This is a genomic window from Nonomuraea sp. NPDC049709 (assembly GCF_040674815.1).
In the GTDB taxonomy this organism is placed as follows: domain Bacteria; phylum Actinomycetota; class Actinomycetes; order Streptosporangiales; family Streptosporangiaceae; genus Nonomuraea.
On the sequence record NZ_JBFANM010000043.1, the window covers coordinates 1 to 25365 of the forward strand.

General features: G+C 67.6%; 25 protein-coding genes. 22 read left to right on the plus strand and 3 right to left on the minus strand.

What is annotated here, in order from left to right:
• From AB0J69_RS36105 to dprA, 17 genes are all read left to right on the plus strand, one after another.
• Positions 1–1425 (plus strand): ATP-binding protein (locus tag AB0J69_RS36105; protein WP_364126907.1); only part of this gene is annotated, 1425 nt, incomplete at its 5' end.
• Positions 1422–1844, plus strand: coding sequence for a roadblock/LC7 domain-containing protein (locus tag AB0J69_RS36110; RefSeq protein WP_346104683.1), 423 nt, complete (start codon positions 1422–1424; stop codon positions 1842–1844). The genes AB0J69_RS36105 and AB0J69_RS36110, both read left to right, overlap by 4 nt.
• 125 nt (positions 1845–1969) lie before the next feature.
• On the plus strand, positions 1970–2278 hold the full coding sequence (locus AB0J69_RS36115; RefSeq protein WP_364127121.1) for a DUF742 domain-containing protein: 309 nt from the start codon (positions 1970–1972) through the stop codon (positions 2276–2278).
• 7 nt (positions 2279–2285) lie between these two features.
• On the plus strand, positions 2286–2846 hold the full coding sequence (locus AB0J69_RS36120) for an ATP/GTP-binding protein (protein ID WP_195899383.1): 561 nt from the start codon (positions 2286–2288) through the stop codon (positions 2844–2846).
• Between the two features lie 57 nt (positions 2847–2903).
• The gene (gene ffh / locus AB0J69_RS36125) at positions 2904–4454 is read left to right on the plus strand and encodes a signal recognition particle protein (protein WP_364126912.1); all 1551 of its coding nucleotides are present in this window, start codon (positions 2904–2906) and stop codon (positions 4452–4454) included.
• Between the two features lie 252 nt (positions 4455–4706).
• Positions 4707–5150 carry a 30S ribosomal protein S16 gene (rpsP, locus tag AB0J69_RS36130; RefSeq protein WP_364126915.1) on the plus strand — a complete coding sequence of 148 codons (444 nt, stop codon included), beginning with the start codon at positions 4707–4709 and terminating at the stop codon, positions 5148–5150.
• A gap of 1 nt (position 5151) precedes the next feature.
• Positions 5152–5397: an RNA-binding protein gene (locus tag AB0J69_RS36135; RefSeq protein WP_043634919.1), complete on the plus strand. Its 246-nt coding sequence runs from the start codon at positions 5152–5154 to the stop codon at positions 5395–5397.
• A gap of 73 nt (positions 5398–5470) precedes the next feature.
• Complete coding sequence (rimM, locus tag AB0J69_RS36140) at positions 5471–5971, plus strand: ribosome maturation factor RimM (protein WP_364126917.1); 501 nt, start codon at positions 5471–5473, stop codon at positions 5969–5971.
• On the plus strand, positions 5971–6771 hold the full coding sequence (gene trmD, locus AB0J69_RS36145) for a tRNA (guanosine(37)-N1)-methyltransferase TrmD (RefSeq protein ID WP_364126920.1): 801 nt from the start codon (positions 5971–5973) through the stop codon (positions 6769–6771). The genes rimM and trmD overlap by 1 nt, the downstream gene beginning before the upstream one ends.
• A 137-nt stretch (positions 6772–6908) precedes the next feature.
• The gene (gene rplS, locus AB0J69_RS36150) at positions 6909–7271 is read left to right on the plus strand and encodes a 50S ribosomal protein L19 (RefSeq protein ID WP_237109935.1); all 363 of its coding nucleotides are present in this window, start codon (positions 6909–6911) and stop codon (positions 7269–7271) included.
• 145 nt (positions 7272–7416) lie between these two features.
• Positions 7417–8274, plus strand: a complete 858-nt coding sequence (lepB, locus tag AB0J69_RS36155) for a signal peptidase I (RefSeq protein WP_364126923.1) — start codon at positions 7417–7419, stop codon at positions 8272–8274.
• Positions 8274–8867, plus strand: coding sequence for a signal peptidase I (gene lepB / locus AB0J69_RS36160; protein ID WP_364126925.1), 594 nt, complete (start codon positions 8274–8276; stop codon positions 8865–8867). The genes lepB (AB0J69_RS36155) and lepB (AB0J69_RS36160) overlap by 1 nt, the downstream gene beginning before the upstream one ends.
• 52 nt (positions 8868–8919) lie before the next feature.
• Positions 8920–9588, plus strand: coding sequence for a ribonuclease HII (locus AB0J69_RS36165; RefSeq protein ID WP_364126928.1), 669 nt, complete (start codon positions 8920–8922; stop codon positions 9586–9588).
• 39 nt (positions 9589–9627) lie between these two features.
• Positions 9628–9951: a DUF2469 domain-containing protein gene (locus tag AB0J69_RS36170; protein WP_026215037.1), complete on the plus strand. Its 324-nt coding sequence runs from the start codon at positions 9628–9630 to the stop codon at positions 9949–9951.
• A 982-nt stretch (positions 9952–10933) separates the two neighbouring features.
• The gene (locus tag AB0J69_RS36175) at positions 10934–11296 is read left to right on the plus strand and encodes a YraN family protein (protein WP_364126931.1); all 363 of its coding nucleotides are present in this window, start codon (positions 10934–10936) and stop codon (positions 11294–11296) included.
• Positions 11297–12832, plus strand: coding sequence for a YifB family Mg chelatase-like AAA ATPase (locus tag AB0J69_RS36180; RefSeq protein WP_364126933.1), 1536 nt, complete (start codon positions 11297–11299; stop codon positions 12830–12832).
• 586 nt (positions 12833–13418) lie between these two features.
• Positions 13419–14663, plus strand: a complete 1245-nt coding sequence (gene dprA / locus AB0J69_RS36185; protein ID WP_364126936.1) for a DNA-processing protein DprA — start codon at positions 13419–13421, stop codon at positions 14661–14663.
• A 1115-nt stretch (positions 14664–15778) separates the two neighbouring features.
• On the opposite strand, the gene AB0J69_RS36190 is transcribed toward dprA, so the two are convergent.
• Complete coding sequence (locus AB0J69_RS36190) at positions 15779–16369, minus strand: helix-turn-helix domain-containing protein (RefSeq protein ID WP_364126939.1); 591 nt, start codon at positions 16367–16369, stop codon at positions 15779–15781.
• Between the two features lie 61 nt (positions 16370–16430).
• On the opposite strand from AB0J69_RS36190, the gene AB0J69_RS36195 reads away from it, so the two are divergent.
• A complete protein-coding gene (locus AB0J69_RS36195) occupies positions 16431–17708 on the plus strand; it encodes an alpha/beta fold hydrolase (protein ID WP_364126942.1) in 1278 nt (425 codons plus the stop codon).
• Between the two features lie 696 nt (positions 17709–18404).
• A complete protein-coding gene (locus AB0J69_RS36200; RefSeq protein ID WP_364126944.1) occupies positions 18405–19286 on the plus strand; it encodes a tyrosine recombinase XerC in 882 nt (293 codons plus the stop codon).
• A 142-nt stretch (positions 19287–19428) separates the two neighbouring features.
• On the opposite strand, the gene AB0J69_RS36205 is transcribed toward AB0J69_RS36200, so the two are convergent.
• A complete protein-coding gene (locus AB0J69_RS36205; RefSeq protein WP_364126947.1) occupies positions 19429–20811 on the minus strand; it encodes a peptidoglycan DD-metalloendopeptidase family protein in 1383 nt (460 codons plus the stop codon).
• A 323-nt stretch (positions 20812–21134) separates the two neighbouring features.
• A complete protein-coding gene (locus AB0J69_RS36210) occupies positions 21135–22496 on the minus strand; it encodes an MFS transporter (protein WP_364127124.1) in 1362 nt (453 codons plus the stop codon).
• A 133-nt stretch (positions 22497–22629) separates the two neighbouring features.
• On the opposite strand from AB0J69_RS36210, the gene AB0J69_RS36215 reads away from it, so the two are divergent.
• From AB0J69_RS36215 to rpsB, 3 genes are all read left to right on the plus strand, one after another.
• Positions 22630–22845 (plus strand): hypothetical protein, encoded by a 216-nt coding sequence (locus tag AB0J69_RS36215; RefSeq protein ID WP_364127145.1) that lies wholly within the window; start codon positions 22630–22632, stop codon positions 22843–22845.
• Between the two features lie 86 nt (positions 22846–22931).
• Positions 22932–23555, plus strand: coding sequence for a metalloregulator ArsR/SmtB family transcription factor (locus tag AB0J69_RS36220; RefSeq protein ID WP_364126950.1), 624 nt, complete (start codon positions 22932–22934; stop codon positions 23553–23555).
• Between the two features lie 803 nt (positions 23556–24358).
• On the plus strand, positions 24359–25321 hold the full coding sequence (gene rpsB, locus AB0J69_RS36225) for a 30S ribosomal protein S2 (protein WP_364126952.1): 963 nt from the start codon (positions 24359–24361) through the stop codon (positions 25319–25321).
• The last annotated feature ends 44 nt before the right edge of the window (positions 25322–25365 follow it).

Below are 25365 nucleotides of genomic sequence, written 5' to 3' on the forward strand. Positions count from 1 at the left end.
GAGCAGGGCGAGCAGGACGAGCAGCGGCTCGGCAACCTGTTCAAGCTGGACCACCTGGCCACCCGCATGCGCCGCAACAGCGAGAACCTGCTGGTCCTCGCCGGCCAGGAACCGCCGCGCCGCTGGAGCAAGCCCGTCAAGCTGGTCGACGTCGCCCGAGCCTCACTCTCCGAGGTCGAGAACTACGAGCGCGTCGTCCTCCAGGTCCCCGACGGGGTCTCCGTGGCCGGCCAGGCCGTCAACGACGTCATCCACCTGATCGCCGAGCTGGTCGAGAACGCGCTGTCGTTCTCGCCCCGCGAGACCAGGGTGACCGTGTCCGGCAGCCGGATCGACGGCGGCGGCGTGATGCTGTCGATCACCGACTCCGGCATCGGCATGACCCAGGACGAGCTGGCCCAGGCCAACGACCGCCTCATCGACGCGCCCAGCGTGGACGTGTCGGTGTCGCGCCGCATGGGCCTGTTCGTGGTCGCCAGGCTGGCGCACCGGCACGGCATCCGGGTGCAGCTGCGCCCGCACGGCTCCGGCGGCCTGACCGCCATGGTCCTCATGCCCGAGGCGCTCCTGGGCTCGCAGTCCCCCGCCTACCCGGGGGGAGCGGCGGCCTCGGGCATGCCCGGCGGTATGCCGAGCCAGGACGAGGGCTTCGGATTCGGCGGACCGCCGTCCGTGCCGCCGCCCCCCGTGCCTCAGTGGGGCGGGGGCGAGTACCGCCCGGGCCCCGGGCACCCCTCGTTCCCCTCCCAGCCGAGCATGGACACGGGCTGGCCGTCGGCTGACACGCGCGGCAACGGCGGCCCCCAGTACGACAGCACCGACGTCTGGGTCCCCTCGCGCAACCCCATGAGCTCGCCGTCCGGCGGCTGGACGAACAACGCCGCCCTGCCGCCGCAGCGCCCCGCCGCCGACGACCGGCCGGGCACCGGCTGGGGAGCGGACACCGGCGGATCGGACATGGGCTTCAGGCGGTCACGGTACGAGATGCCGGAGACCGAGTCCGCGGCCACCGGCCCGATCCCCGTCGTGAAGCCCGCCTCCTCGGGTGACGAATACCTGCCGATCTTCGCCTCGGTCGAGTCCAAGTGGTTCGACCAGGGCGCCGAGGGCGAGGCCACCTGGGGATCGGCCAAGGCCGACGCGGGCTGGAACGCGGCCCAGGCGGTGGTGGAGCCGGTACGTGACGGTGCGACGGCGGCGGGACTCCCCAAGCGGGTGCCCAAGGCCAACCTGGTGCCCGGCTCGGCGGACACCGTCTCGGCGCCGAAGGGGGTCGCGCCCATGCCGGCCGTCTCCCCCGAACGGGTACGCAGCCGTCTCTCGAGCTTCCAGCAGGGATTCAGGGCAGCACGAGACGACATCAGCGAGGGAAGAACGTATCCCTCCGGTCCGAGAAGTGTTGAGAGCAGGGATGAACGCGCATGAACGACCTGAGCCAGTCGGCACGTGGGGTGGATTGGTTAATCACCGACTTCGTCAGCACGGTCCCGGGGGTCGCACACGCCGTGGTCGTCTCGTCCGACGGTCTGCCGCTGGCGGCGTCGGCGGGCTTTCCGGCGGATCGGGCTGACCAGCTCGCCGCGATCGCGTCCGGGCTGGTCTCTCTGACACAGGGCGCGGCCCGGGTGTTCGAGGGCGGCGCGGTCAACCAGACGATCGTGGAGATGCAGCGCGGGCTCATGCTGATCATGTCGATCAGCGACGGTTCGTGCCTCGCCGTGCTGGCGGCCCCCGACTGTGACATGGGGTTGGTGGCGTACCAGATGACGCTGATGGTCGATCGCGCCGGGCAGGTACTGACTCCGGCTGTGCGCGCGGAGCTGCGCGCCAGCCAGACCAGGTGATGTAGGTGACGAATCCCACGTGGAACAGCGGAGGCTGGAACAGTGGTGGCTGGAACAGCGGTGGCTGGGAGCCGCCGCCCCAGCCACCCAGCTCCGACCCCGCCTCCCCGGTACGGCCCTACGCCGTGACGGGCGGGCGGACCGCGCCCAAGGTCAAGCTGGCGATGGAGGCCCTGGTGTCCTCGGCGACCGCCGAGCACCGGGAGTTCTCGCACATCACGCCCGAGTACAAAGCGATCAGCCAGCTCTGCCTGCAGGTCCGATCGGTGGCAGAGGTGTCGGCGCTGCTGCGGATCCCGCTCGGCGTGGTGCGTGTTCTGATCGCGGACATGGCGGCCGAGGGCCTGGTTCGGGTGCATCAGCCGCAGCTGGATGAGGGTAGGCCGGACGTCAACCTGCTGGAAAGGGTGCTAAGTGGACTTCGCAGGCTCTAGCCCCGGATTGACCTCGACGAAGATCGTGGTCGCCGGCGGGTTCGGGGTTGGCAAGACGACGTTCGTCGGTGCCGTGTCGGAGATCATGCCGTTGACGACGGAGGCCGTCATGACGGATGCCTCCGCCGGAATCGACGATCTGGGCATGACACCGCTGAAGTCGACCACGACCGTCGCCATGGACTTCGGCCGCGTGTCGCTGGACCGCGACCTCATCCTGTACCTGTTCGGCACGCCCGGGCAGCACCGGTTCTGGTTCATGTGGGACGACCTGGTGCGCGGTGCCATCGGCGCGGTCGTCCTGGTGGACACCCGCCGACTGGCCGACAGCTTCCCGGCCATCGACTATTTCGAAGAGGCCCAACTCCCGTTCATCGTGGGGGTGAACGGGTGGGACGGCCAGTACGCGCACAGCGACTCCGAGGTGCGCGACGCCCTTACCCTGGCCCCGCACATCCCGATGGTGCGGCTGGACGCCCGCTCCAAGGACTCGGTGAAAAGCGCGCTGATCAACCTCGTCGAGCACGCTCTCACGGTCCGGATGGCCGTGCCAGGCTGGAGCGGCTAGCGGAGCGGATAGGCTGGAGTCTTAGACGTACATTCGCTTCGAGGACTGGCCAACCACGTGTTCGAGACGCTATCCGACCGGCTGACATCGGTCTTCTCCTCCCTCCGATCCAAGGGGCGGCTGTCCGATGCCGACATCGACGCCACCACCCGTGAGATCCGCATCGCCCTGCTAGAGGCCGATGTCGCACTGCCGGTGGTCAAGGCGTTCGTCGCCCAGGTCAAGGAGCGCGCCCGCGGTTCCGAGGTCTCCCAGGCGCTCAACCCGGCGCAGCAGGTCGTCAAGATCGTCAATGACGAGCTGATCGGGATCCTCGGCGGCGAGACCCGCAGGCTCCGCTTCGCCAAGACGCCACCGACCGTCATCATGCTGGCGGGCCTCCAGGGCGCGGGCAAGACGACGCTGGCGGGCAAGCTGGCCAAGTGGCTGCGCGAGCAGGGCCACGTGCCCATGCTGGTCGCCGCCGACCTGCAGCGGCCCAACGCCGTCCAGCAGCTCCAGGTCGTGGGCGAGCGCGCCGAGGTCGCGGTCTACGCGCCGGAGCCCGGCAACGGCGTGGGCGACCCGATCTCGGTCGCCCGCACGTCCATCGACGAGGCCAAGCGCCTGCAGCATGACATCGTCATCATCGACACCGCCGGTCGCCTGGGCATCGACCAGGAGATGATGAAGCAGGCCGCCGACATCCGCGACGCGGTCTCGCCCGACGAGGTCCTGTTCGTGGTCGACGCCATGATCGGCCAGGACGCCGTCACGACGGCGCAGGCGTTCATGGAGGGCGTCGGCTTCGACGGCGTCGTGCTGACCAAGCTCGACGGCGACGCGCGCGGCGGCGCGGCGCTCTCGGTTCGGCACATCACCGGCCGGCCGATCATGTTCGCCTCCACGGGCGAGAAGCTGGAAGACTTCGACGCCTTCCACCCCGACCGGATGGCCTCCCGCATCCTCGACATGGGTGACATCCTCACCCTGATCGAGCAGGCCCAGAAGACGTTCGACGAGGAGCAGGCCGCCAAGATGGCCGGCAAGCTCACGTCGGGCGAGAACTTCACGCTCGAGGACTTCCTCGAGCAGATGATGATGGTCCAGAAGATGGGGCCCATCAAGAACCTGCTCGGCATGATGCCCGGCATGGGGCAGATGCGCGACCAGATCAACTCCATCGACGACCGCGACCTCGACCGCATCGCGGCCATCATCCGCTCGATGACCCCGGCCGAACGCCAGGACCCGAAGATCATCAACGGTTCCCGCCGCGCCCGCATCGCCGCCGGTTCCGGCGTCACCGTGAGCGCCGTGAGCAACCTGGTCACCCGCTTCTTCGACGCGCAGAAGATGATGAAGCGGATGGCCGGCGGCATGGGCATCCCCGGCATGCCCGGGGGTCGGGGCAAGGCGAGCAAGGCGCAGAAGAAGGCCAAGAAGGGGCGGCGCGTCAGCGGCGACCCGCGCAAGGCCGCGCTGGGCAAGGCCGCCGCCGAAGAGCCCGACGGCGAGCAGCCCGCGAAGGGCGGCGTGCTGGGCAACCTGGGTGGCAAGCTGCCCCCGGGGATGGAGCTCCCGCCCGGCTTTGACCCGTCCAAGCTGCGGCTTCCCGGCCAGAAGTAGCCGGTCGGCGCCCGCCGCCGCGGTGGCGGGCGTACGCCGATATCCGGTCCTTGCCGGACCTTTGCGGTGCGCTGCCGTGACAAGTCGTAGGCAGTGCCGTCGATCTGGCACAATGACATGTTGGAACACCGTGACCAGGTGGGTGCCCTCTCATCTCCCGCAGGTCACGCCTGTCCCTGGAGCGTCATCCCGTCGTGCCCCACTCGGCGAGGTGCCGTTCACCCACGCTCGAATGCAGGAGAGACCACACCCGTGGCAGTCAAGATCAAGCTCAAGCGGCTCGGCATGATCCGCAACGCTCAATACCGTATCGTCGTCGCCGACAGCCGCACCAAGCGTGACGGCCGGGCGATCGAGGAGATCGGCCTGTACCACCCGAAGGAGCACCCTTCGCGCATCGAGGTCAACGCCGAGCGTGCGGCTTACTGGCTGGGTGTCGGCGCGCAGCCGACCGAGCCGGTGCTCAAGCTGCTCAAGCTCACCGGCGACTGGCAGAAGTTCAAGGGCGAGCCCGCCCCTGCGCCGCTTCTGGTCGCCGAGCCCAAGCCTGACCGGCATGCCCTCTACGAGGCCGCGGCCAAGGAGACGCTGTCCGGTGGCGACACCGGCACGGCCGCCACCACGCCGAAGAAGGCCAAGAAGAAGGACGAGGCCGAGGCCGCCCCCGCCGAGACCCAGACCGAGGGCGAGGCCTGACGTGCTCGAGGAGGCTCTCGAGCACCTCGTTAAGGGCATCGTCGAACATCCTGACGATGTCCGGGTCCGCGCACGCCGCATTCGCAGCGGGCGCGTCCTGGAGGTCCGGGTGCACCCCGAGGACCTGGGCAAGGTCATCGGACGCGGCGGGCGCACCGCCAAGGCGCTGCGCACGGTCGTGAACGCCCTGGCCGACGGGAAGTACGTACGGGTCGATCTGCTCGACCTGCACGAAGCAGTCCGTTAGCGTCAGGTTTGCGCGCCCTCATCGGTCTCGTGCCGATGGGGGCGCTTGCGTTGATAAGAGAGGGCAGGTTCACGTGCAGCTGGTCGTCGGCCGGATAGGCCGCCCGCACGGTGTACGCGGTGACGTGACCGTGGAGGTGCGCACCGACGATCCCGAGCTGCGCTTCGCGGCCGGCATCTCGATCGAGACGGACCCCGCGGACCGGGGGCCGCTCGTCGTCACGTCCCGCCGCTGGCACAAGGGCATGCTGCTGGTGTCGTTCGAGGGGGTCGCCGATCGCGACGCCGCCGAGGGGCTGCGCGGCACCATGCTGGTCATCGACTCGGCCGAGGTGACGCCGTCCGATGACCCGGACGAGTTCCACGACCACCAGCTCATCGGGCTGGCCGTGCGGACCGTCTCCGGCGAGCCGGTCGGGGAGGTGGCGGACGTCCTCCACCACGGCCAGGACCTCCTCGTGGTACGCCGTGAGGGCCAGGACGACGCGCTCATCCCGTTCGTCAAGGAGCTGGTGCCCGAGGTCGATCCGGAGGCGGGGCGGCTGGTCGTCGATCCGCCCGAGGGGCTGCTCTGATGCGGCTCGACATCGTCTCGATCTTTCCCGAATACTTCGCGCCGCTCGACGTTTCGCTGATCGGCAAGGCGCGTGAGCGCGGCACCCTCGACGTACACGTGCACCAGCTCCGCGACTGGGCCCACGACGTGCACAAGACCGTGGACGACACCCCGTACGGCGGGGGGCCGGGCATGGTCATGAAGCCCGAGGTGTGGGGCGAGGCCATCGACACGGTGATCGCCGCCGGCCCCCAGGGCCCGGACGGCGGGTTGCCGCGGATGATCGTGCCGACGCCGAGCGGGCGGCCGTTCAGCCAGGAGCTGGCGCAGGAGCTGGCGGGGGAGCCGTGGCTGCTGTTCGCGTGCGGACGCTACGAGGGCATCGACTCGCGGGTCATGGCCGAATACTCCTCCCGGCTGCGCGTCGACGAGGTCAGCATCGGCGACTACGTGCTGGCCGGTGGCGAGGTGGCGGTGCTGGTCATGGTGGAGGCCGTCGGCAGGCTCCTGCCCGGCGTGCTCGGCAACGCCCAGTCGGCCGTGGACGACTCGTTCGCGCCCGGCTCCATGCAGAACCTCGTCGAGGGGCCCGTCTACACCAAGCCGCCCGTGTGGCGGGGGCACGAGGTGCCCGCCGTGCTGCTGTCGGGACATCACGGAAATGTCGCCAGATGGCGGCGCGACGAGGCGATCCGGCGTACCGTACGGAACCGGCCCGAACTGGCGGCGGCGATCGACCCCGCGACACTGGACAAGCACGACAGAAAGCTCCTTGAGGAGCTCTCGTTTCGCCTCCAGCCGGAAGATATGGCAAACTGAATCGCTGCCAACCGTCGTACGGTTGGTCCGTCATGCCCGGGAAACGATCCCGGGTTCATCAAATCAGCAAGCGCGTCCGCCGCGAGCCTCGGCCGGGTGGACCTCCGCGTGCTCGCGAGGACTTGAGGACAGCTCTCATGCACACGAAGATCCAGGAGCTCGAGAAGGCGACCCTGCGCGGTGACGTGCCGGCGTTCCGCCCGGGTGACACGCTCGAGGTTCACGTACGAGTCGTCGAAGGCAACCGCTCCCGCATCCAGGTCTTCAAGGGCTTCGTGCTGCGCAGGCAGGGCAGCGGCGCCCGCGAGACCTTCACGGTCCGCAAGGTCAGCTACGGTGTCGGCGTCGAGCGCACCTTCCCCGTGCACAGCCCGGTCATCGAGAAGATCGTGCTCGTGACCCGCGGCGACGTGCGCCGGGCCAAGCTCTACTACATGCGCGACCTGCGCGGCAAGGCCGCCCGCATTCGCGAGAAGCGCGAGACGACGCCCGCCAAGTAGGCTCCGTTGTTCTCTTCCGATGGCCCGCGCACCGCGCGGGCCATTCGGCTTTACAGGGCCGTTTCCTTTATGTGGAGCGACTCGTGCGTGGGTGTAACGTCGGTCGAGGCTTGTCGAGCCGGTGCATCATCTAGGCTCGTCAGCGATGACTAGCGAGAGCCAGGAGCACGGCGCGGCGCGCCGCCCTGTCGAGGACGAGGTGGACGTGGTCGCCGAAGAGACTCAGAAGCCGGCCAAGGGTGAAAAGGCGGAGAAGAAGGGGTCGTTCTGGAAAGAACTTCCCGTTCTTATCGTCGTAGCCCTGGTGCTGGCCCTGATCATCAAGACGTTTGTGGTCCAGGCCTTCTACATTCCGTCGGAGTCGATGGAGAACACCCTGCTGAAAAACGACAGGGTCCTGGTCAACAAGCTCGTCTACCACACCCGCGACATCGAGCGGGGAGACGTGGTGGTGTTCTCGGGAGTCGACTCGTGGGACGGCGAGTTCCAGCTGGAGGAGCCGCCCAACGCGTTCGCGGCGTTCTTCCGGTGGGTCGGCACCGCGTTCGGCGTCGTTCCCGGCGAGAAGGACTACATCAAGCGGGTCATCGGCGTCGGCGGTGACCACGTCAAGTGCTGCGACTCCAAGCAGCGCATCACGGTCAACGGCACCCCCATCGACGAGGAGAGCTACCTCTATCCGGGCAACGTGCCGTCCGACAAGTTCTTCGACATCACGGTGCCGGAGGGGCGGTTGTGGGTGATGGGCGACCACCGCTCGGTCTCGCTCGACTCCCGATCCCACACCGGTGATCCCGGCGGCGGCTCCATTCCCGAAGGTCAGGTCATCGGCCGGGCCTTCGTGATCGTCTGGCCGTTCAACCGGTTCGACTCGATCGACATTCCTGACACGTTCGCGCAGCCCGCGCTCCAGGCACTCGGCGGGTCCGTGCCGCTGGTCGCCGGGTTCGGGCTGGCCGTACCCTTGGTGCTGGTTCGTCGGCGCCTGCGGAGGAGGCGTTGATGGCCGTCACCAAGAAGGCGGAGGGCGTGGGGAAAGAGAAGAAGAAGGGCGGTTTCCGCGAGACCGTTCTGCTGCTCATCATGGGCGTCGGCATCGCGCTGCTGCTGCAGGCGTTCGTGGTCGGCTCGTTCTACATCCCGTCCGTGTCGATGGAGAACACGCTGCTGGTCAACGACCGCGTGTTCGTCAACAAGCTGGCGGGCAAGCCCGAGCGCGGCGACATCGTGGTGTTCAAGGGCTGGAACGGCGAGGACACCATCAAGCGGGTCATCGGCATCGGCGGCGACAAGGTGGTGTGCTGCGACAAGCAGAAGCGCATCACGGTCAACGGCACGCCGCTGGACGAGCAGTCCTACCTCTACCCCGACGATTTCGCTTCCGGCGATAAGTTCGACGTCACCGTGCCTGCCGGGAAGCTCTGGCTGATGGGTGACCACCGCAGCGCCTCGGCCGACTCCCGGGCCCACATGGAGGAGCCCGGAGGGGGCTTCATCTCGGAAGACGCGGTGGTGGGCAAGGCCGTGGTGCGCTACTGGCCGCTGTCGCGGGGCTATCTCTTCTCCCGTCCTGACACTTTCGACAAGGTCAAGTAGCGGGGGCTTTCGGTCGCGGTTTGCGGCGATTGGGGCGTACGCTGCCTGTGTCATGACAGTTGCGTTCCGCCCTCGACCGAGCGTCGTCCGGCGCGATTCCGGACTCTACGCCTATGAGCGGGCGCTCGCCCGCCGCGGCCTCACCCCTATCGCGGGCGTCGACGAGGCCGGGCGTGGCGCGTGCGCGGGGCCGCTCGTGGTCGCCGCCGTCATCCTGCGCAGGCAGATCGACGGCCTGGCGGACTCGAAGCTGCTCACCCCGCCGGTGCGCGAACGCCTCTACGACCAGATCATGCGCGTCTCTCACGTAGGCATAGTGATCATCCCGTCGGGGGAGATCGACGCCAAAGGTCTTCACAAATGCAATGTCTCAGGAATGCGGCGAGCCGTCGCACAGTTGCCCTGTGACCCGGAGTACATCCTGACGGACGGTTTCCCGGTGCCGGGCCTGCCGGCGCCGTCGCTGGCCGTGTGGAAGGGGGACCAGGTGGCCGCATGCGTGGCGGCCGCGTCCATCGTGGCCAAGGTGACCCGGGATCGCCTCATGGTCGCGCTGGACGAGCGCTACCCGCAGTACGGCTTCGCCGAGCACAAGGGGTATGTCACACCAGGACACCGGCTGGCGCTGGAAACGCACGGCCCGTGTCCCGATCACCGTTACTCCTTTGTCACGGTGGCGAGGGGGATGGGTGAAAATGAAATGGGGGCCGGGGTTGCCTGAGCAGGCAAACCGGGGGACCGGTACGACAGGAGGACCGCGATGAGCGCAGAGGATCTCGAAAAGTACGAAACCGAGATGGAGCTGCAGCTTTACCGCGAATACCGTGATGTCGTCGGTTTGTTCACATACGTGGTGGAGACTGAGCGGCGGTTCTATCTGACCAACTCGGTCGACCTCGACGTCCGTACCGCGGAGAACGGCGACGTCTTCTTCGACGTGAAGATGCAGGACGCTTGGGTGTGGGACATGTATCGGCCGGCGCGGTTCGTCAAGAATGTGCGGGTGGTCACGTTCAAGGATGTGAACGTGGAGGAGCTCGCGAAGGCGGACCTGGAGATGCCGAAGGAAGGGTTCTCGGGGTAGCGAGGGGTGGGCCGGGGTCCGGGGGTGGATTCGAGCTTCGGGACGGCTCAGGCGTGGCCTCGGGGCTGTGGCGGCTGGTGGTGGTGTCCCTGGTCATCGGCTGAACCTCGACCACCGGCACGCCGGTGATCCCCGCCTCGGCTCGGGCCTGTGCGCCCATGCCGGCCGCCTGTGAGAGGTAGTGGGTGGTGTGGGTGGGCCGGCCGGGTGGGTGGTTCAGCCCGCGGTGAGCCGCCTGCTTGGTACGGCCGCCGATGTCTGGTAGGGGGTGCCGCCGCCGTCTCGATACAGGGACTCCCGCCCCTGGCCGGGGGTGTCGCCGCGGGCTCTCACAGCGCCGCCCACATCTGATCAGCGCTGCCCGGCGTATCGACATGGCCTTCCGCACATCTGATCAGCCGCGCCACGGCCTTATCGGGACGTTCGCCACTTGCAGCTGGTCGGCCACGCTGCCGCCCCACCTTTCACCGCCAGGGCCGTTACCCGCGCCCGGACAGCAAAGCGTTGCTCGCCGTCCCAGCACGGCGCACCTATCTGCCCCTCGGGGTTGGCCACACCCCCGGTCTCTTGGCCTGTCGGCATCCACACACCGTTGGCCATCCGGCTCCCTTGCAGGGCCGTCACCTACGCCCTTCCTCCGACCTCTTCCTCCCACATCCTCCCGCGACCCTGACGCTCTCCCAAGCCCTGCTGACGCCCTTTCTACGGCCTGGAACCCCGCCGATCCCGTCCGCTGGCCCCGCCTACCCGCCCCTCGCCTACCGGCTCCCCGCCTACCGGCTCCCCGGTCCGCCGGCTCAGGCCCTGGTCCCGAGCCTCAACCAAGGGCCGCGTCGAGCCGAGCGGACCCAAGCCGTTATCCACAACCCCCACTCAACTCACCCCCACCATCCCCAGAACCCCGTTCGGCCCCGCCACCACCACCCCGCATCCACGAAGGTCATGACCAGACCCGCACCGATCGACCGGACGGAGATGGCACATGGCCACGGAGAGCAAGCTCGAGCTAGGCAAACGCGGCGAACAGGCAGCCGTGACCTACCTGGAGGCCGGGGGGATGAAGGTGATCGAGCGCAACTGGCGCTGCCGCCATGGCGAGATCGACATCATCGCGGAAGAGGGCCCCAACCTGGTCGTGGTCGAGGTCAAGACCCGATCGAGCAGGTCCCACGGCTCGGCCCTGGAGTCGGTGAGCCCAGCCAAGCTCGCCAGATTGCGCATGCTCGCCGCCAAGTGGCTGACCACGCAGTCCTCCCACACGTACGAGACCGTACGAGTCGACGTGATCGCCCTGGAGCGCTTCGCCGGAGACTTCGCCCTACGCCACGTACGGGGGGCGATCTAGGTGGCCGTGGCCCGCACCCGCAGCGTGGCCCTGGTGGGCGTCGCAGGCCGCACCGTCGAGGTCGAGGCCGACGTGGGCAACGGCCTGGCCGGCATCCACCTCATCGGTCTACCGGACACGGCGCTCAGCGAGGCCCGCGACCGGGTGCGATCAGCGGTCGTCAACAGCAGTTATCCCTGGCCGGATGCCCGCATCATCGTCAGCCTCTTCCCGGCCAGCCTGCCCAAGCGTGGATCGCAGTTCGATCTGGCGATCGCCGTGGCAATCCTAGGTGCGGCAGGCGTGGTCCCCGCCGAACGCATCGCGGAGCCGTTCTTCCTCGGAGAGCTCGGCCTCGACGGGCGCATAAGACCCGTACGCGGCGTGCTTCCCTCCGTCCTGGGCGCGGCCAAGCACGGCGATGTCACGGTGGTCGTCCCGTCGGCGAACTCGGCCGAGGCCGTCCTCGTACCTGACGTGAAGGTGGTTCCCGTCGCCCACCTCCGCCAGCTCGTGGAGTGGTTGCGCAAGGGAGACGACCCACCCGAGGCCGAGGTCGAGGAGTGCCCCGAGCCGTCCAAGTCCACCGTCGTCCCCGACGTCGATCTGTCGGATGTCGTGGGCCAGCCGACCGCCCGGCGCGCCCTCGAAGTCTGCGCGGCCGGTGGCCACAACCTCTGGATGCTCGGTCCGCCTGGCACCGGCAAGACCATGCTGGCCGAACGCCTCCCCACCCTCCTGCCGGATCTGGAGCTCGACCACGCCCTGGAGGTCACCGCCATCCACTCGGTCGCAGGCGTGCTCCCGCCCAACGCCCCCATGATGAGTCGACCCCCCTTCATCAGCCCGCACCACACAGCGACCTCGGCCGCGATCATCGGAGGCGGCAGCACGATCGTCCGTCCCGGATCCGTCTCCCTGGCACACCGAGGGGTCCTGTTCATGGACGAGGCCCCGGAGTTCCCGCGCCATGTCCTGGACGCGCTCAGACAGCCGCTGGAGTCCGGCCGGGTGACGGTGTCCAGATCGGTGGGCTCGGTCACGTTCCCCGCCAGGTTCATGCTGATCCTGGCCGCGAACCCCTGCCCGTGCGCCCAGGCCGAGGACCAGGGAGAAACCTGTAAATGCTCCCCCACGATCAGACGCCGCTACCTGGGCAGGCTCTCGGGCCCACTTCTCGACCGCATAGACATGAAGGTCACGGTCGTCCGCTCCACCAGACGCGAGCTCCTGGCCGACCGCCAGTTCGTGGAGCCCAGCAAGACCGTGGCCGAACGCGTCCTGGTGGCTCGCGAACGAGCCGCGAAACGCTTGGCGGGCACTCCCTGGCGCTCGAACGCCGAGATCCCCTCCTCCATCCTCCACGCCGACTACCGCCCGTCCGCAGACGCCATGCGCCCCATGACGTCATGCCTCGACTCGGGCGCCCTCACCGCCCGGGGCCTCGACCGTGTCGTACGAGTGGCCTGGACCCTCGCCGACCTGGCCGGCAATGACAAGCCGGGCCAGGACGAGACAAACGCCGCCCTGAGTTTCTGGCTAGGCGTGAAGTCGTAGCGCCCCTCGCAAACCCAGCATGCCCCCGCAGAAACCCACCAACTCAACACCCCCATCCATTAGCGACCCCGCCACCAGCCCTCCCTCCACACCCCACGCACCTGTAGGAGCCCCCATGCCCGCCCTCCACACAGCAACCACCCACCAGCCCCAGCCACCCACAACCGCTTCCCTGACCACCCCACCCCCAGCACCGGAAAGCATCGACAGACCGCTCGCTTCTACTGACGAGACTCCACAAGCTCCCGCAACCAGCACCCCACCACATGAGATCCCGCTCCAGCCCGAAGCCGGAACGGTCAGCCGAGCGAGCCCCAAGAGCGAGGCTGAGCCCGTCACAGAGACGCCGATGGCAGTGCCCGCCCAAGCCAAGACGCAGACCCAAGCCGAAATGAGGACCCACCCTCCGACGGACACTCAGTCCAAGACGGACACCCAACCCCGACCCGAAACCCGAACCCGAACTGGAACCGTAACCGGAACCGGAATCCGAACCGGAACTGGAACTGGAACCGGAACCGGAATCCGAACCGGAACTGGAACCAGGACATCTACTCAGACCGAAGCCGAGGTCAGAGCCGCCCTCATGCGGGCCACCGACGTAGGCGACACCACCATGGGCCGCCTCGTCGCCCAGTACGGCGCTCATCGAGCGGTGGAGGCGATCCGCACCCGCACCCTCCCGCCAGAATTCGTATCCCGGGAAGCCGAGCAAGACCGCTCACCAGACCACCTCACCTCCCGTCTGAACACCTGGTACGCCCGCCTGGCATCCGCCAACCCCGCAGCCGACATCGAAGCAGGAGAAGCATCCGGCGCCAGATTGATCATCCCCGGCAGCCCAGAATGGCCCACCCAGCTGGATCAACTAGGCCTGAGCCGCCCCCTGGCTCTGTGGGCCCACGGCACAGCAGACCTCCGCTTCTCCTGCCTCCAATCCGTCGCCGTGGTGGGGGCAAGGGCAGCGACCTCGTACGGATCGCACATCGCGGCCGAGTTCGGCGTCGGCCTCAGCGAGTCCGGCTGGACCGTCGTGTCAGGCGGAGCGTTCGGAGTGGACGGGGCGGCCCACAAAGGTGCCCTGGCCGCCGGTTCACCCACGGTCGTGGTTTTGGCCTGCGGTGTGGACATCTGCTACCCGACCGGCCACGACACCCTGTTCGCCGCCGTACGAGAGCAGGGCGTCGTGATCAGTGAGTGCCCCCCAGGAGTTCACCCGACCCGAGCGCGCTTCCTCATCAGAAACCGCCTCATAGCCGCCCTTTCCAGAGGCACGGTGGTAGTGGAGGCCGCCCTCCGCAGCGGCGCCCTCAACACGGCAACCCACGCCCTGTCCCTCAACAGACACCTGGGAGCGGTCCCCGGCCCGATCACGTCGGGCATGTCAGCGGGTTGCCACAGACTCCTCCGAGAACGAAAGGCGGTGTGCATCACCTCACCGGAGGAAATGATCGACCTCGTAGGCGTGATGGGCGACGACCTGGCCACACAATCCCGAGCCCCAGCCGTCCCCAGAGACAAACTCAACGAGCCGACCAAAAGAGTCCTTGACGCGATCCCCGCCCGAGGCGGCGCAGGCCCCGCCTCGATCGCGGTCGCAGCCGGCTTGGGCCTGGACACGACATTGAGCGCACTGGGCGGCCTGGCAGCCGCAGGCTACATAGAAAGAACCGAGAACGGCTGGCGTCTCCGCAAACAGACCACCACATACCGCAAAGCCTCCGACTCCGCCGCCCTGGACCCCCCACCCACCCCGCAACCCGACCCCGCCGACTCCCCACCGCCCCCGGACGACTTCCCACCCCCGGAGTACGACCATCCCAACTCCTAGGAGACCACCACCACAACTCAGGACCGGCCGCTCACGACCTCGCAGCCCATTCACAATTCGTAGACCACCGACTTCAAGTGCCCTGGCCACGCAGAGTGGCAAAGGACATGGCCGACAAGTCGTCTCAGTTCCACTGCACGGCGTCGGCCATCAGTCGCGATCTTCACGCGGAACCCAACAAAGTAGGGGCCACCGGTACAGGTTCTGCCTCGCCGCTGTCGCTCAAGCAGCACACTGTTTCTGCGGCCATCGTTATGCTCTCCTTCGGTCTCGACCAAGACCCTCCTAGGATCAAGCGGTGGCCGTCACCATTCCACCGGCCGCACGCCGACGGCAGGGCGACTTCGTCGGAGAGTCCCGCGACCAGGGCATTGGCCTGAGAAGTGACGCTGCGAGAGCAACGATCGGGTCACCCCTGATTGGGCGGGCATCGCCCTTGCGCGTGGACCTAGGCACAAGGTGGTGACGAATGGTCGCGACGGCGACCGGTCATGTGTCGCACGCACTCGCCCTTCGTCCCTGCCCCGGGTCCGTCCCTGCTCGGGTCCGTCCCTGCTCGGCCCGCCTCTGACCCTGGCCCGGCCTTGGTCCGGTCCGCCTCGATCTCGACTCGCCTCTGACCCTGGCCCGGCCTCGACCCGGCCTCGACCTCGACCCGACCTCGACCTCGACCTCAGCCCGGGTCTGGCCTCGGTCCGGGTCCGCTTCTGACCCAGCCCGCCTCTGACCCCGGCTCGCCTTGCTCCCGGTCCCGGTCTTGGTTCCAGCCGCCCATGGTCCCGTTTCGGACCGGGTTCTGTCCCCGGCCTTGGTCTTGGACCTGGGCTCAGCTCGGTTCTCGGTCCCGGTTTTGGTTCGTGGTGTCGGTGTCAGCCCGGACGCGCTCCGGATTCAGGTTTCGTCCTGGCCCTGGATGGCCGTCGGCTCCGGCCGTTGATGGTCTTCACCCTCGGTCGTTGACCGCCCTGGCCCTCGGTCCCTCGACAGTCCTTGCCGTTGACGGTCCTTGCCCACGGCAGTCCTCGCACCAGCATTTCGGCAGTCCTCGACGTTGGTCTCCGGTTGGGGTCCGGTTCCGGTTCGAGGTTTGGTGTTGATGTTGGCTGGGTCTCGGATCAAGTCCCGGGGTCGGGCTCGGTCCTGGTTTCAGCCTCGGGGGTGGATTCGGGGTCGGAAGGTGGCGTCTCGAGAGGGAACAGGATCGGGCTGAGCAGGTATTGGGCGCGGTCCGGGGTGGATCGGTTGGCCAGTCGGGGCGCGATGGCGCTGCGTAGGTCGCCGATCAGGTCGTGGAGTTCGTCGTGGCTCAGCCAGACGGCGTGCTGCCGGTATCCGACGAGATCCTCCACCGGGTCGGCGTGATCTCGGTCGAGGTAGGCGTTGAACTCGGCCAGCAAGATCGCCATGGCCGTGGCGAAGCCGCGCCGGTGATCGTCGAGCGACAGCGATTCGACCATGGCGTTGTCGATCACCGCCAGGTCCTGGCGCAGGCGATATCGGCGCTCCACTGCTCCCCGTACCCGCCGCTCGTCGGCCACCTCCAGGATTCCCCCGGTCGCCAGCAGGTCGATGTGGCGATAGAGCGTGGCCTTGGAGACGTCGGGGATTCGCGCGCACAGCTGGGAGGTCGTCAACAGGCGCCCTCCACTCATCGCGTGTACGACGCGCAGCCGTACGGGGTGTGCCAGGAGTTCCAAGGTGTCCACGTGCTTATGGTCTCATGTGTGCTACCTTTCTCAATAATGAGAACAATGGAGATGATGGACGATGGAAACTGATCAGCTGGCCACGGCCGTTGCGGTCGTGGAGATGGCGCGCGACGGGCGCTTCGGTGAGATCGGGGAGATGTTCGCTCCGGAGCTGCGGGCGGCCGTGTCCGATCAGGCGCTTCGGGTTGCTTGGACGATCGAGATCGGCAAGCGGGGTCCGGTTTCCGCCCTCGGAGAGCCTGTGGTTGAGCCGGTCGACGCTGGACGGGTACGCGTGAGCGTTCCGGTCGTCTGCGAGCGTGATGGGTTCACGGTGGTCATGTCGGTGGATGGCGCCGGCACACTGCATGGGCTGCAATTCGTGCTCGCGACCACCGCCTCGTGGGCACCGCCGGACTACGCCGTGCCGCAGCTCTTCGTCGAGCAGGAGATCACGGTCGGATCGGGCCCTCTTGCCGTGCCCGGGACGCTGAGCCTGCCACTTGGCACCGAGCCGCGGCCCGGCGTCGTGCTCCTCGGCGGAGGCGGGCCGTTCGACCGCGACGAGACCATCGGGCCGAACAAGCCACTCAAGGATCTCGCGTGGGGGCTGGCGAGTCGGGGCGCGGCCATCCTGCGGTTCGACAAGGTAACGCATACGCACAGTCACGTGACGAGCGCGCCCGACTTCACGATGAGCAGCGAGTACGTGCCGCACGCGGTCGCCGCCGTACGCGCCCTCCAGAACCAGCCGGGAGTCGATCCCACGAGGGTGTACATCCTGGGGCACAGCATGGGAGGCAAGGTCGCTCCGCGGGTGGCGGCCGCCGAACCGTCCGTCGCCGGTCTGGTGATCCTCGCCGGTGACACGCAGCCGATGCATCGTGCTGCCGTACGCGTCGCGCGCTACCTCGCCTCCCTGACCCCCGGCCCGGCCGCAGACGCCCTCGTGCAGGGGATCATGGAGCAGGTGACGATGGTCGACAGCCCTGACCTGTCGCCCTCGACACCGGCCAAGGCATTGCCGTTCGAGCTGCCGGGCTCGTACTGGCTGGACATGCGTGCCTACGACCCGGTCGCGGCCGCGGCGGCGCTGGACAAACCGATGTTCATCCTCCAGGGAGGCCGCGACTATCAGGTGACCGTCGCGGACGACTTGTCGGGGTGGCGGGACGGTCTTGCACACCGGCCGGATGTCACGATCCGGGTATACGACGCCGATAACCACCTGTTCTTTCCTGGCGCGGGTCCGTCAACGCCCGCGGAGTACGAACCTGCGCAACATGTTGATCCGGCTGTCGTCGGTGACATCGCGGAGTGGCTGGCATTGCGGGGCGGGGCCGCCCTCCCCGTGTGACGCTCCTTGATCGGGTGCGGTTGTGTGGAGTTGGTGGCAGCTGCTGCGGGTGGTGGTGTCAGTAGGGTGCGGTGGCCGCCAATAAGCCGATGCGACCGGTACGCCGATGCGATCAGTCGCGGTCACGTCACACCGATGGAGTTGCCCGGGCCAACTCCACCGATGCGCCGGTGCACCACCGATAGGCCGATGCGGGGTTCGGCGGATTGGTGGGGTGGAGGTGGGGTGGCCGGTGTGGGGTCGCTTCTTACGGTGTGATGGCTGATGGCCCCCTGGGTTGGGTGCGAGAGGATCTGGCAACTATGAGCGGCTGCGTGGATGCATCTCTGGGTTGATCGAGTGCGGTCTCGTCTTTGGAGCTGTGGATACGCAGGATGATCGATCGCGGGGGCGCGGCGACGCTTCGGTAGTGGCCGGTGGCACGGCGGGCAGGCCCGAAGTGTCCGGATCGGACCCGTAGGCGCGCACCGTCGCTTGCTGTCAAACCGCGTGGTGCGGAGCTGACAAGGTGCGTTTGTTGGTGTCGGTGTTTGATGCCGTGTGACAGGGCTTCGGGAAATGTTCCGTTGTTGCGGTGCGACGGGCGCTTTCAGGGTTCGTGGGTTGTTGCGGTGAGAGGGATGGTTCGGTATTGGTCGTCGTGCGGGCGGTCGATGTTTGGCCTTTGGGTAGTTCTGGTGCCGGAGGGGTTGGGGCGTGGACAGGGATGAGGTCGTAGCGGAGTTCGGGCGGTATTTGCGGCTTGAGCGCGATCTTTCTCCGCATACCGTTCGGGCGTACCTGACCGACGTCAACTCTCTGCTCGACCACACCGGTGGAGTACTTGAAGGTCTTGATATCGGGGTGCTCAGGGAGTGGCTGGCTGGGCAGCATGCGGCAGGGAAAGCGCGGGCCACGCTGGCGCGCAGGACCGCCTGTGCCCGTACGTTCACCGCGTACTGCTATCGCCGGGGATGGCTGACGGTCGATCCCGGGCTGCTGCTTGGGAGTGCCAAGGCACCTCGGCCTTTGCCGGCCGTACTTGATCAGCGGCAGGCGGAGGCCGTTCTGGACGCGCCCCCTACAGGGGAGCCCAAGGAGCTGCGGGATCAGGCGCTGCTTGAGATGTTGTACGCCACCGGTGTGCGGGTGAGTGAACTCTGCGCGCTCGATGTCGATGACGTGGACCGCGAGCGGAATGTCATCAGGGTGCTGGGCAAGGGGCGCAAAGAGCGGTCGGTGCCGTTCGGGGCGCCTGCTCTGCGGGCGTTGGACCGGTGGTGCATCCATGGGCGGCCGTTGTGGGTGCGGGCGGGGTCAGGGCCGGCTCTCTTTCTCGGGGTGCGGGGCGGTCGCATTGACGCGGGGACCGTACGGCGAGTGGTGCACGCCCGGCTGGCTCAAGTAGATGGGGTACCTGACATGGGCCCGCATGGGTTGCGGCACAGTGCGGCGACTCATCTGCTTGAAGGCGGTGCGGATCTGCGTAGCGTTCAGGAGTTGCTTGGGCATGCGTCGCTGAACACCACGCAGATCTATACACATGTCTCGATCGAGCGGTTGCGTGCGGCCTATCGGCAGGCGCATCCGAGGGCGTGATCGGTGACCGGTGAGCGGGTGTCGTGCAGGGGCGGTCGGGCTGGGAGGTGAGTGGATGGGTGGGTGGTGCTGGACAGCTCTCGGAAGTCCACGTCGGGGTCGGTGGTGATCGGTCGGTCCGTATGCCCATGCCGTGGTTGCTTCAATGCGGGGTGGGGGAGGTTGGAGGGCGGCGTCTGCGTGTCTGGCCTCTGTGACGTCGGCGCTTGCGGTGTTGGCCCTTCGGCGGAGCGTGCTGGATCGGGCGGGTAGGGCGTTTGAGGCGGGTTCGGTGTAGGGCGACGATCAAGATGAGGGTTCCTAGCACTGCTCCGAGGCCGATGATCGTGGTGGTGGCGCCGGTGAGCGGTGTTGTGGTGGCGCGTGGTAGGGACTGGATGCTCGCTGTTAAGCCGGGGTCGCGCGGCGGGGGTGGGATGGTCGTCTGTGGAGTATGGCCGTTGTTGTCGCTTTGACTGCTCTGGCGGCTGTAAGAGGCGGTGAGGGTGAGGGTGAAGTCGGTTCTTGCCGCGGGTGGTGGCGTGTTCTGAAGTGACTCTGGTAGTGCCGCTGACGGGTGGTGTGTGGGACCGAGCGGTTGCTGCTTGCTTGGCATGGTGATGGTGGGTGAGGGGTGGGAGGTTCGGGGATTGGCGGAAGCAAGCCTGTTCGGGGGTGGAGAGTTATGGGTTTCAAGGTGGTCGGCGGTTGTTGTCTCGGGCCAGAAGGGGAGTAGGCGGGTGGGGGCGTGGCCCAGGAGTTGGAGTGGGTTGAGGTAGCGGGTGTCGCGTAGGAGGCCCCAATGCAGGCACGACTCCTCGCAGTGCGGTTTCGCGGCTTCTAGAACGCCCAGTTTGGCTCCTGGCGCTATGGGGTCGCCGCGGCGTACGGAGGCTGTCACTGGGAGGTAGGTCGTGCGCAGGCCATCGGGGTGATCGATGGTGACTACGCCTTTGCCGGCGACGGGGCCGGCGAAGCGGATCGTGCCTGGGCCTGCCGCCAGGACCGGAGTGGCTACGGGGGCGGCCAGATCGATGCCACGGTGGCCGGCGAGCCAGGGCTCGGGTGGCGGGGTGAAGCGGCGCACGATCCGGGGGTGTCCGTCCAGCGGCCAGCGCCAAGTGGAAGGAGAGGCTCTGGCTTGGGCTGTCGGCGTTGACAGGAGCAGGGCCGTGGAGATGAGCGCCAGCAGCGTGGCGGCTCTTCTGGACGCTGTTGAGGGGTGGCGCCCGGGTGATGGTGGTGATCTGGTCGGGTCGCGGTTGGGCAGCGTCGGTGCTGGTGAGTGGTGGGCGGAGGCAGGGGTCGGTGTTGGTGGGTGAGGGTTGAATTGTGGTGTCTGGTTTGTTCTGGGGTGGCGGGATGGACTAGCCGGTCTTGGTCTATAGGGGACGGGTTTGGCGAGGTGGAGCCGTGGCCACGGTCGACGCCGTGGCTGTGGGGCGGGCTTGGTCGCGGTGGATGTTGGCAAGCGGGGGATGTCGGTGCCGTGGGCTGGGGGAGTTGGAGAGAGGGTCGGCGGGGTGGGGGTGGCGTGGGCGTTCATGGCGGGCAGTTTGGCTGCGGTGCCTCGGGTTGCGAGGCGGTGAACGTCGTTCTGTGGATGAAGGGGCGAGCCGGGGTCTGGCCTGTGGATGAAGCGGTTGGGCAGTGGTGCAGAGGCGGGATGATGGGGTGCGGGTTCGAAGGGCAGGACTGCGGTCGGGAGGTGGGCTGCGGCCCGAGGGCGGGGCTGCGGTCTGACGGCAGGGGGCTGCGGTCGGACGGCAGGGGGCTGCGGTCGGACGGCGGGGGCTGCGGCCCGAGGGCGGGACCTTTGGAGTTGCGGTTGGAGGGTGGGGTGCCGGTTCGGAGGGGGACGCCGGCTGGTTAGAGCCAGGAATGGCGCCTGGAATCGATCAAGTGGTTCACGGACTTGGTGAACGATGGGGCAGGAACTCTGGGGTCAGGGGATGCGAGCTCGGAGCGGTGGGGGCGATGGGGGCGGATGGGAGACGTCCAGATCCATATGGTGCTCAGGGCTATGCCTGCCGCGCAGATGAGGACGACTGAGCGCAGGCCGATGAGTTCGGCCAGGAGGCCGCCGACGAGGCCGCCCAGGGCGAGGACGCCTTGCACTGCGAAGGTCATGGTGGCGTTGACGCGGCCGCGGAGCTCCGGGGTGGTTTCGCGGAGGATGATCGCGCCCATGCAGGTGGCGAAGGCTACGACTATGCCGCCTGTGATCGTGCCGGTCAGGGCGAGTAGCGAGAGTTTCCACCACAGGGGGCCTGTCAGCAGGCCTACCGCGAGGATCTCGATGGGGAAGAAGATCACTGCGAAGAGGAGAATGCGGTTCTCGCCGTAGCGCTTGGACAGTCGGGCCGTTGTCCAGGCGCCGAGCAGGCCTCCGGCTCCGCTCAGGGCGATGAGGACGCCGATCAGACCCTTGGGGATGTTGAGCGTGTTCAGCATGTAGAGCATGTAGACGGCTGTGTAGGCCATGGCGAAGAAATTGATCGTTACGCCGGCGCCGAGGAGAGCGCGTAGCACCGGGTGGGTGATGCCGGCCTTCAGGCCTTCCACGACGTCGCGCCACATGCCTTTGGAGGCCGCGGGGGTGGTCTGCTCACGGGTTCTTATCGTGCGGAGCAACAGGGCTGAGGTCAGGAATGACAACGCCTCCGCCAGTACGGCCAGAGGCGCCGTGAGGAGCTGTACCAAGAGGCCGGCCAGACCGGGGCCGCTGACTGAGGCGACTGAGTAGGAGGCATGGAAGCCCGCCATCGCCTCGGTGCGCTGGGTCGGCTCGACCACTGCTGCCACGTGAGGGAAATTCGCGGCTTTGAAGAGCACCCCGGCTGTGCCGATCACGAGGGCCACGACGATCAACCAGACGACATTCAGTACGCCGAGGAGCCAGGCGAGGGGGATCGTTGCGGCGGCTGCGCAGGAGACGAGTTCGCAAGCGATCATCAGCGGGCGGTGGCGGGTGAGCCGGTCGGCGATGGCGCCCGACTGGAGGCCGAACAGGAGGGCCGGGACGGAGGCGGCGGCGGTCAGCATGCCCATCTGGGAGGGCGAGGCGGTGAGCAAGGTGATCGCGGTCATGGGGATGGCCAGCTTGGACACTTCTGAGCCGGTGATCGAGATTGTCCGAGCTGTCCAGAGCAAGCGGTAGTCGCGCTGTTTTCTCAGGGGGATGGGGGGAGGAGGGCTGGAGTGATCGATGACGGTGCTTGGAGGGTGCAGGGGCGTTGCCGCTTTGGATGATTCGGGAGTGTGGTTGGGGGTGGTCTGAGTGCGGTTCAAGGGGGTGGGGAGTGGTGTTGGTGACGGGCTCCGAGGGCTTGGGCGCTGGCCTGCGCCGGTCCCGGTCATCCCGTTGTCGGCCGCCGTGGTGCCGGCCATCTCGGTCTTGGCGGCCGTGCTCCCGTTCATCCCGCTGCTGGTCGCCGTGGTCCCGGCCGGCTTGTTGTCGGACGCTGCGGTACCGGTTGCTCTGCTGCTGGCGGCCATCCCTGTCCGCCCGCAGCCGGCTGCCGCGGCGGGTGGTTCGGGGGTGGTGTTCTCGGCGCGTGGGTTGCTGGAAAACTTCTGAAGGGATTGCTTCATAACTGTGAAGGTAACCCTTCACAACTGTGAAAGCAATGCTTCGCATCTGGGGATGGGTAGTACCTTTGGCACATGACGCAGGGCAGCGAGGGGCTCAGTGATCCCAGGGCGATGCGGGCGCTGGCTCATCCGGCGAGGTTGATGATCCTGAACAGGCTTGCCGTGGAGGAGAGTGCCACCGCCACCGAAGTGGCGGAGATTGCGGGGATCACGCCTAGTGCCGCGAGCTATCACCTGCGGATGTTGGCCAAGTACGGGTTCGTGGAGGATGCGCCGCCACGGGGAGATGGCAGGGAGCGACTGTGGAAGGCCGTGGACAAGCGGCTCAGTGTCGGGATGGAGCCCGATGATCAGCCTGAGGTTCGGGCTGCGAAGGTCTCGTTGATCGCGGCGTTTCGGCGAGAGGTCAACGAGGAGGCGGAACGGGCCCTGGCGCATGTCGACCAGGAATCTGCGGAGTGGCGTGACGCGACCCTGTTCGGCCGGTATCGGATCAGGGTTGACGCTGAGGAACTGGCGCGGCTGAACCGGGAGATCGAGAAGTTGCTCGAGCCGTATGCGGCGCGGCATCGGAGCGAGAAGGTTGCCCCGGAGGGGGCCAGGATCGCTGAAGCGCAGGTCAATCTGTTTCCGATCGCGCCGAGGGCGGTGCCGGGGCTGCCTACCGAGGACCATGACGCGCCGCGCCCTGAGTGAGCTGGGGCAGTGAGATTGTGGCAGTGGGGTGGTCGCAGTGAGGCTGTGTGGGGTGGTCGCAGTGGGGTGGTGGCAGTGGGGTGGTGGCGCGCGACGATCTGCAAGTAGGGAGTGGCGCGTGGCCGATCTGAGGAAGGGAGGTGGCGTGCGACCAATTGAGGCAAGAGGTGCGTCACGAGGGTGGCGGTTCGGGGGTGCCTGTTGAGCTTGGGGTGGTGTAGGCGATTTCGAGGCAGCGGGGATGGCGGTGCGTGGTGAGGCTGTGCCGATGGGTGGTGTCGCGGTAAGCGACGGCGTAGTTAGTGGGCGTTGTCTCGGGGCGGTTGTGGTGTGTTGATGGTTGTCGTTCTTGTAGCGCCCCATGGTGGTGGGTGAGGGCATGGCCGACTGGGCGGTCGTTGAGCGTCGTGTTGGTTGGGCGGTTGTCTTGCTTGGTGGTTTGTGGGTGGGCTGGTGCTCTTCCGGGCGAATGTTGGGGTTTGAGGTGACTTGGTGGTCTTTGGGGTGGCGGCCGGTGGGGTGGCCAGTGGGTCGTTTGAGGTGGGTGGGTGGTGGTGTCGCGGAGGGGTGGGATGTCCGTTTGACCGCAGACGGTCAGCCTGGGGTGGTGTGGGAGGTAGACTTTTCGATGGCCTGTGACCACAGGCCGACTTCGCATGCCCCATTGCGGACCGTGCCATCGGTCCGGGCCACGTGCCCGGCGGGAGCGGGTTCGGGGCATCAGGGCGGCAGACAGCGCGCTGCCGCGGCACAACCGAGAACCGCGCCCATCCGCAGGGCGCCCAGACCTGGAGGACCAGCACATGGCCCCCGTCGTCACCATGCGACAGCTGCTCGAGAGTGGCGTTCACTTCGGTCACCAGACTCGGCGCTGGAACCCGAAGATGAAGCGCTTCATCTTCACCGAGCGCAACGGCATTTACATCATCGACCTGCAGAAGTCTCTGTCGTACATCGACCGCGCCTACGACTTCGTGAAGGAGACCGTCGCTCACGGCGGCACGATCCTGTTCATCGGCACCAAGAAGCAGGCTCAGGAGGCCATCTCCGAGCAGGCCGCCCGTGTCGGCATGCCGTATGTCAACCAGCGTTGGCTGGGTGGCATGCTCACCAACTTCTCCACCGTGCACAAGAGGCTGCAGCGTCTGAAGGAGCTCGAGGAGCTCGACTTCGACAACGTCGCGGGCTCGGGGCTCACCAAGAAGGAGCTCCTGATGCGCCGCCGCGAGAAGGACAAGCTCGAGCGTACGCTCGGCGGCATCCGTGACATGGGCCGCGTGCCCAGCGCGGTGTGGATCGTCGACACCAAGAAGGAGCACATCGCGATCAGCGAGGCCAAGAAGCTTGGCATCCCTGTCGTCGCGATCCTCGACACCAACTGCGACCCCGACGAGGTCGACTACCCGATCCCGGGCAACGACGACGCGATCCGCGCCGTCGGCCTGCTCACCAGGGTCGTCGCCGACGGTGTCGCGGCCGGTCTGATGGCTCGCTCCGGCGCCGCTCGCGGTGACGAGAAGCCGGCCGCCGCCGAGCCGCTGGCCGAGTGGGAGCGCGAGCTCATCGAGCAGGGCACCGGCGAGCGCGCGGCCGACGAGGCCGCGGCGGCTCCTGAGGCTGCTGCCGAGGCCGCTCCCGAGGCTGCTCCGGAGGTTGCCGCCGAGGCCGCCCCCGAGGCTCCTGCTGAGGAGAGCGTCGCTGCCGCCGAGGAGAGCGCTCCGGTTGAGGCCCCCGCTGCCGAGGGTGAGACCGAGCAGCAGGCCTGAGGTCTGAGCCAGAGGCCTTGGTGAGGGCGCGGGTAGGCTGCTGA

Bases quoted from the DNA above. Each gene is read 5' to 3' on its own strand.
- rplS (WP_237109935.1), top strand. From the start codon at position 6,909: ATGCACACGAAGATCCAGGAGCTCGAGAAGGCGACCCTGCGCGGTGAC.
- AB0J69_RS36175 (WP_364126931.1), top strand. From the start codon at position 10,934: ATGGCCACGGAGAGCAAGCTCGAGCTAGGCAAACGCGGCGAACAGGCA.
- lepB (WP_364126925.1), top strand. From the start codon at position 8,274: ATGGCCGTCACCAAGAAGGCGGAGGGCGTGGGGAAAGAGAAGAAGAAG.
- AB0J69_RS36170 (WP_026215037.1), top strand. From the start codon at position 9,628: ATGAGCGCAGAGGATCTCGAAAAGTACGAAACCGAGATGGAGCTGCAG.
- AB0J69_RS36195 (WP_364126942.1), top strand. From the start codon at position 16,431: ATGGAAACTGATCAGCTGGCCACGGCCGTTGCGGTCGTGGAGATGGCG.
- lepB (WP_364126923.1), top strand. From the start codon at position 7,417: ATGACTAGCGAGAGCCAGGAGCACGGCGCGGCGCGCCGCCCTGTCGAG.
- rpsB (WP_364126952.1), top strand. From the start codon at position 24,359: ATGGCCCCCGTCGTCACCATGCGACAGCTGCTCGAGAGTGGCGTTCAC.
- trmD (WP_364126920.1), top strand. From the start codon at position 5,971: ATGCGGCTCGACATCGTCTCGATCTTTCCCGAATACTTCGCGCCGCTC.
- AB0J69_RS36220 (WP_364126950.1), top strand. From the start codon at position 22,932: ATGACGCAGGGCAGCGAGGGGCTCAGTGATCCCAGGGCGATGCGGGCG.
- AB0J69_RS36205 (WP_364126947.1), bottom strand. From the start codon at position 20,811: ATGAACGCCCACGCCACCCCCACCCCGCCGACCCTCTCTCCAACTCCC.
- AB0J69_RS36110 (WP_346104683.1), top strand. From the start codon at position 1,422: ATGAACGACCTGAGCCAGTCGGCACGTGGGGTGGATTGGTTAATCACC.
- dprA (WP_364126936.1), top strand. From the start codon at position 13,419: ATGCGGGCCACCGACGTAGGCGACACCACCATGGGCCGCCTCGTCGCC.
- AB0J69_RS36165 (WP_364126928.1), top strand. From the start codon at position 8,920: ATGACAGTTGCGTTCCGCCCTCGACCGAGCGTCGTCCGGCGCGATTCC.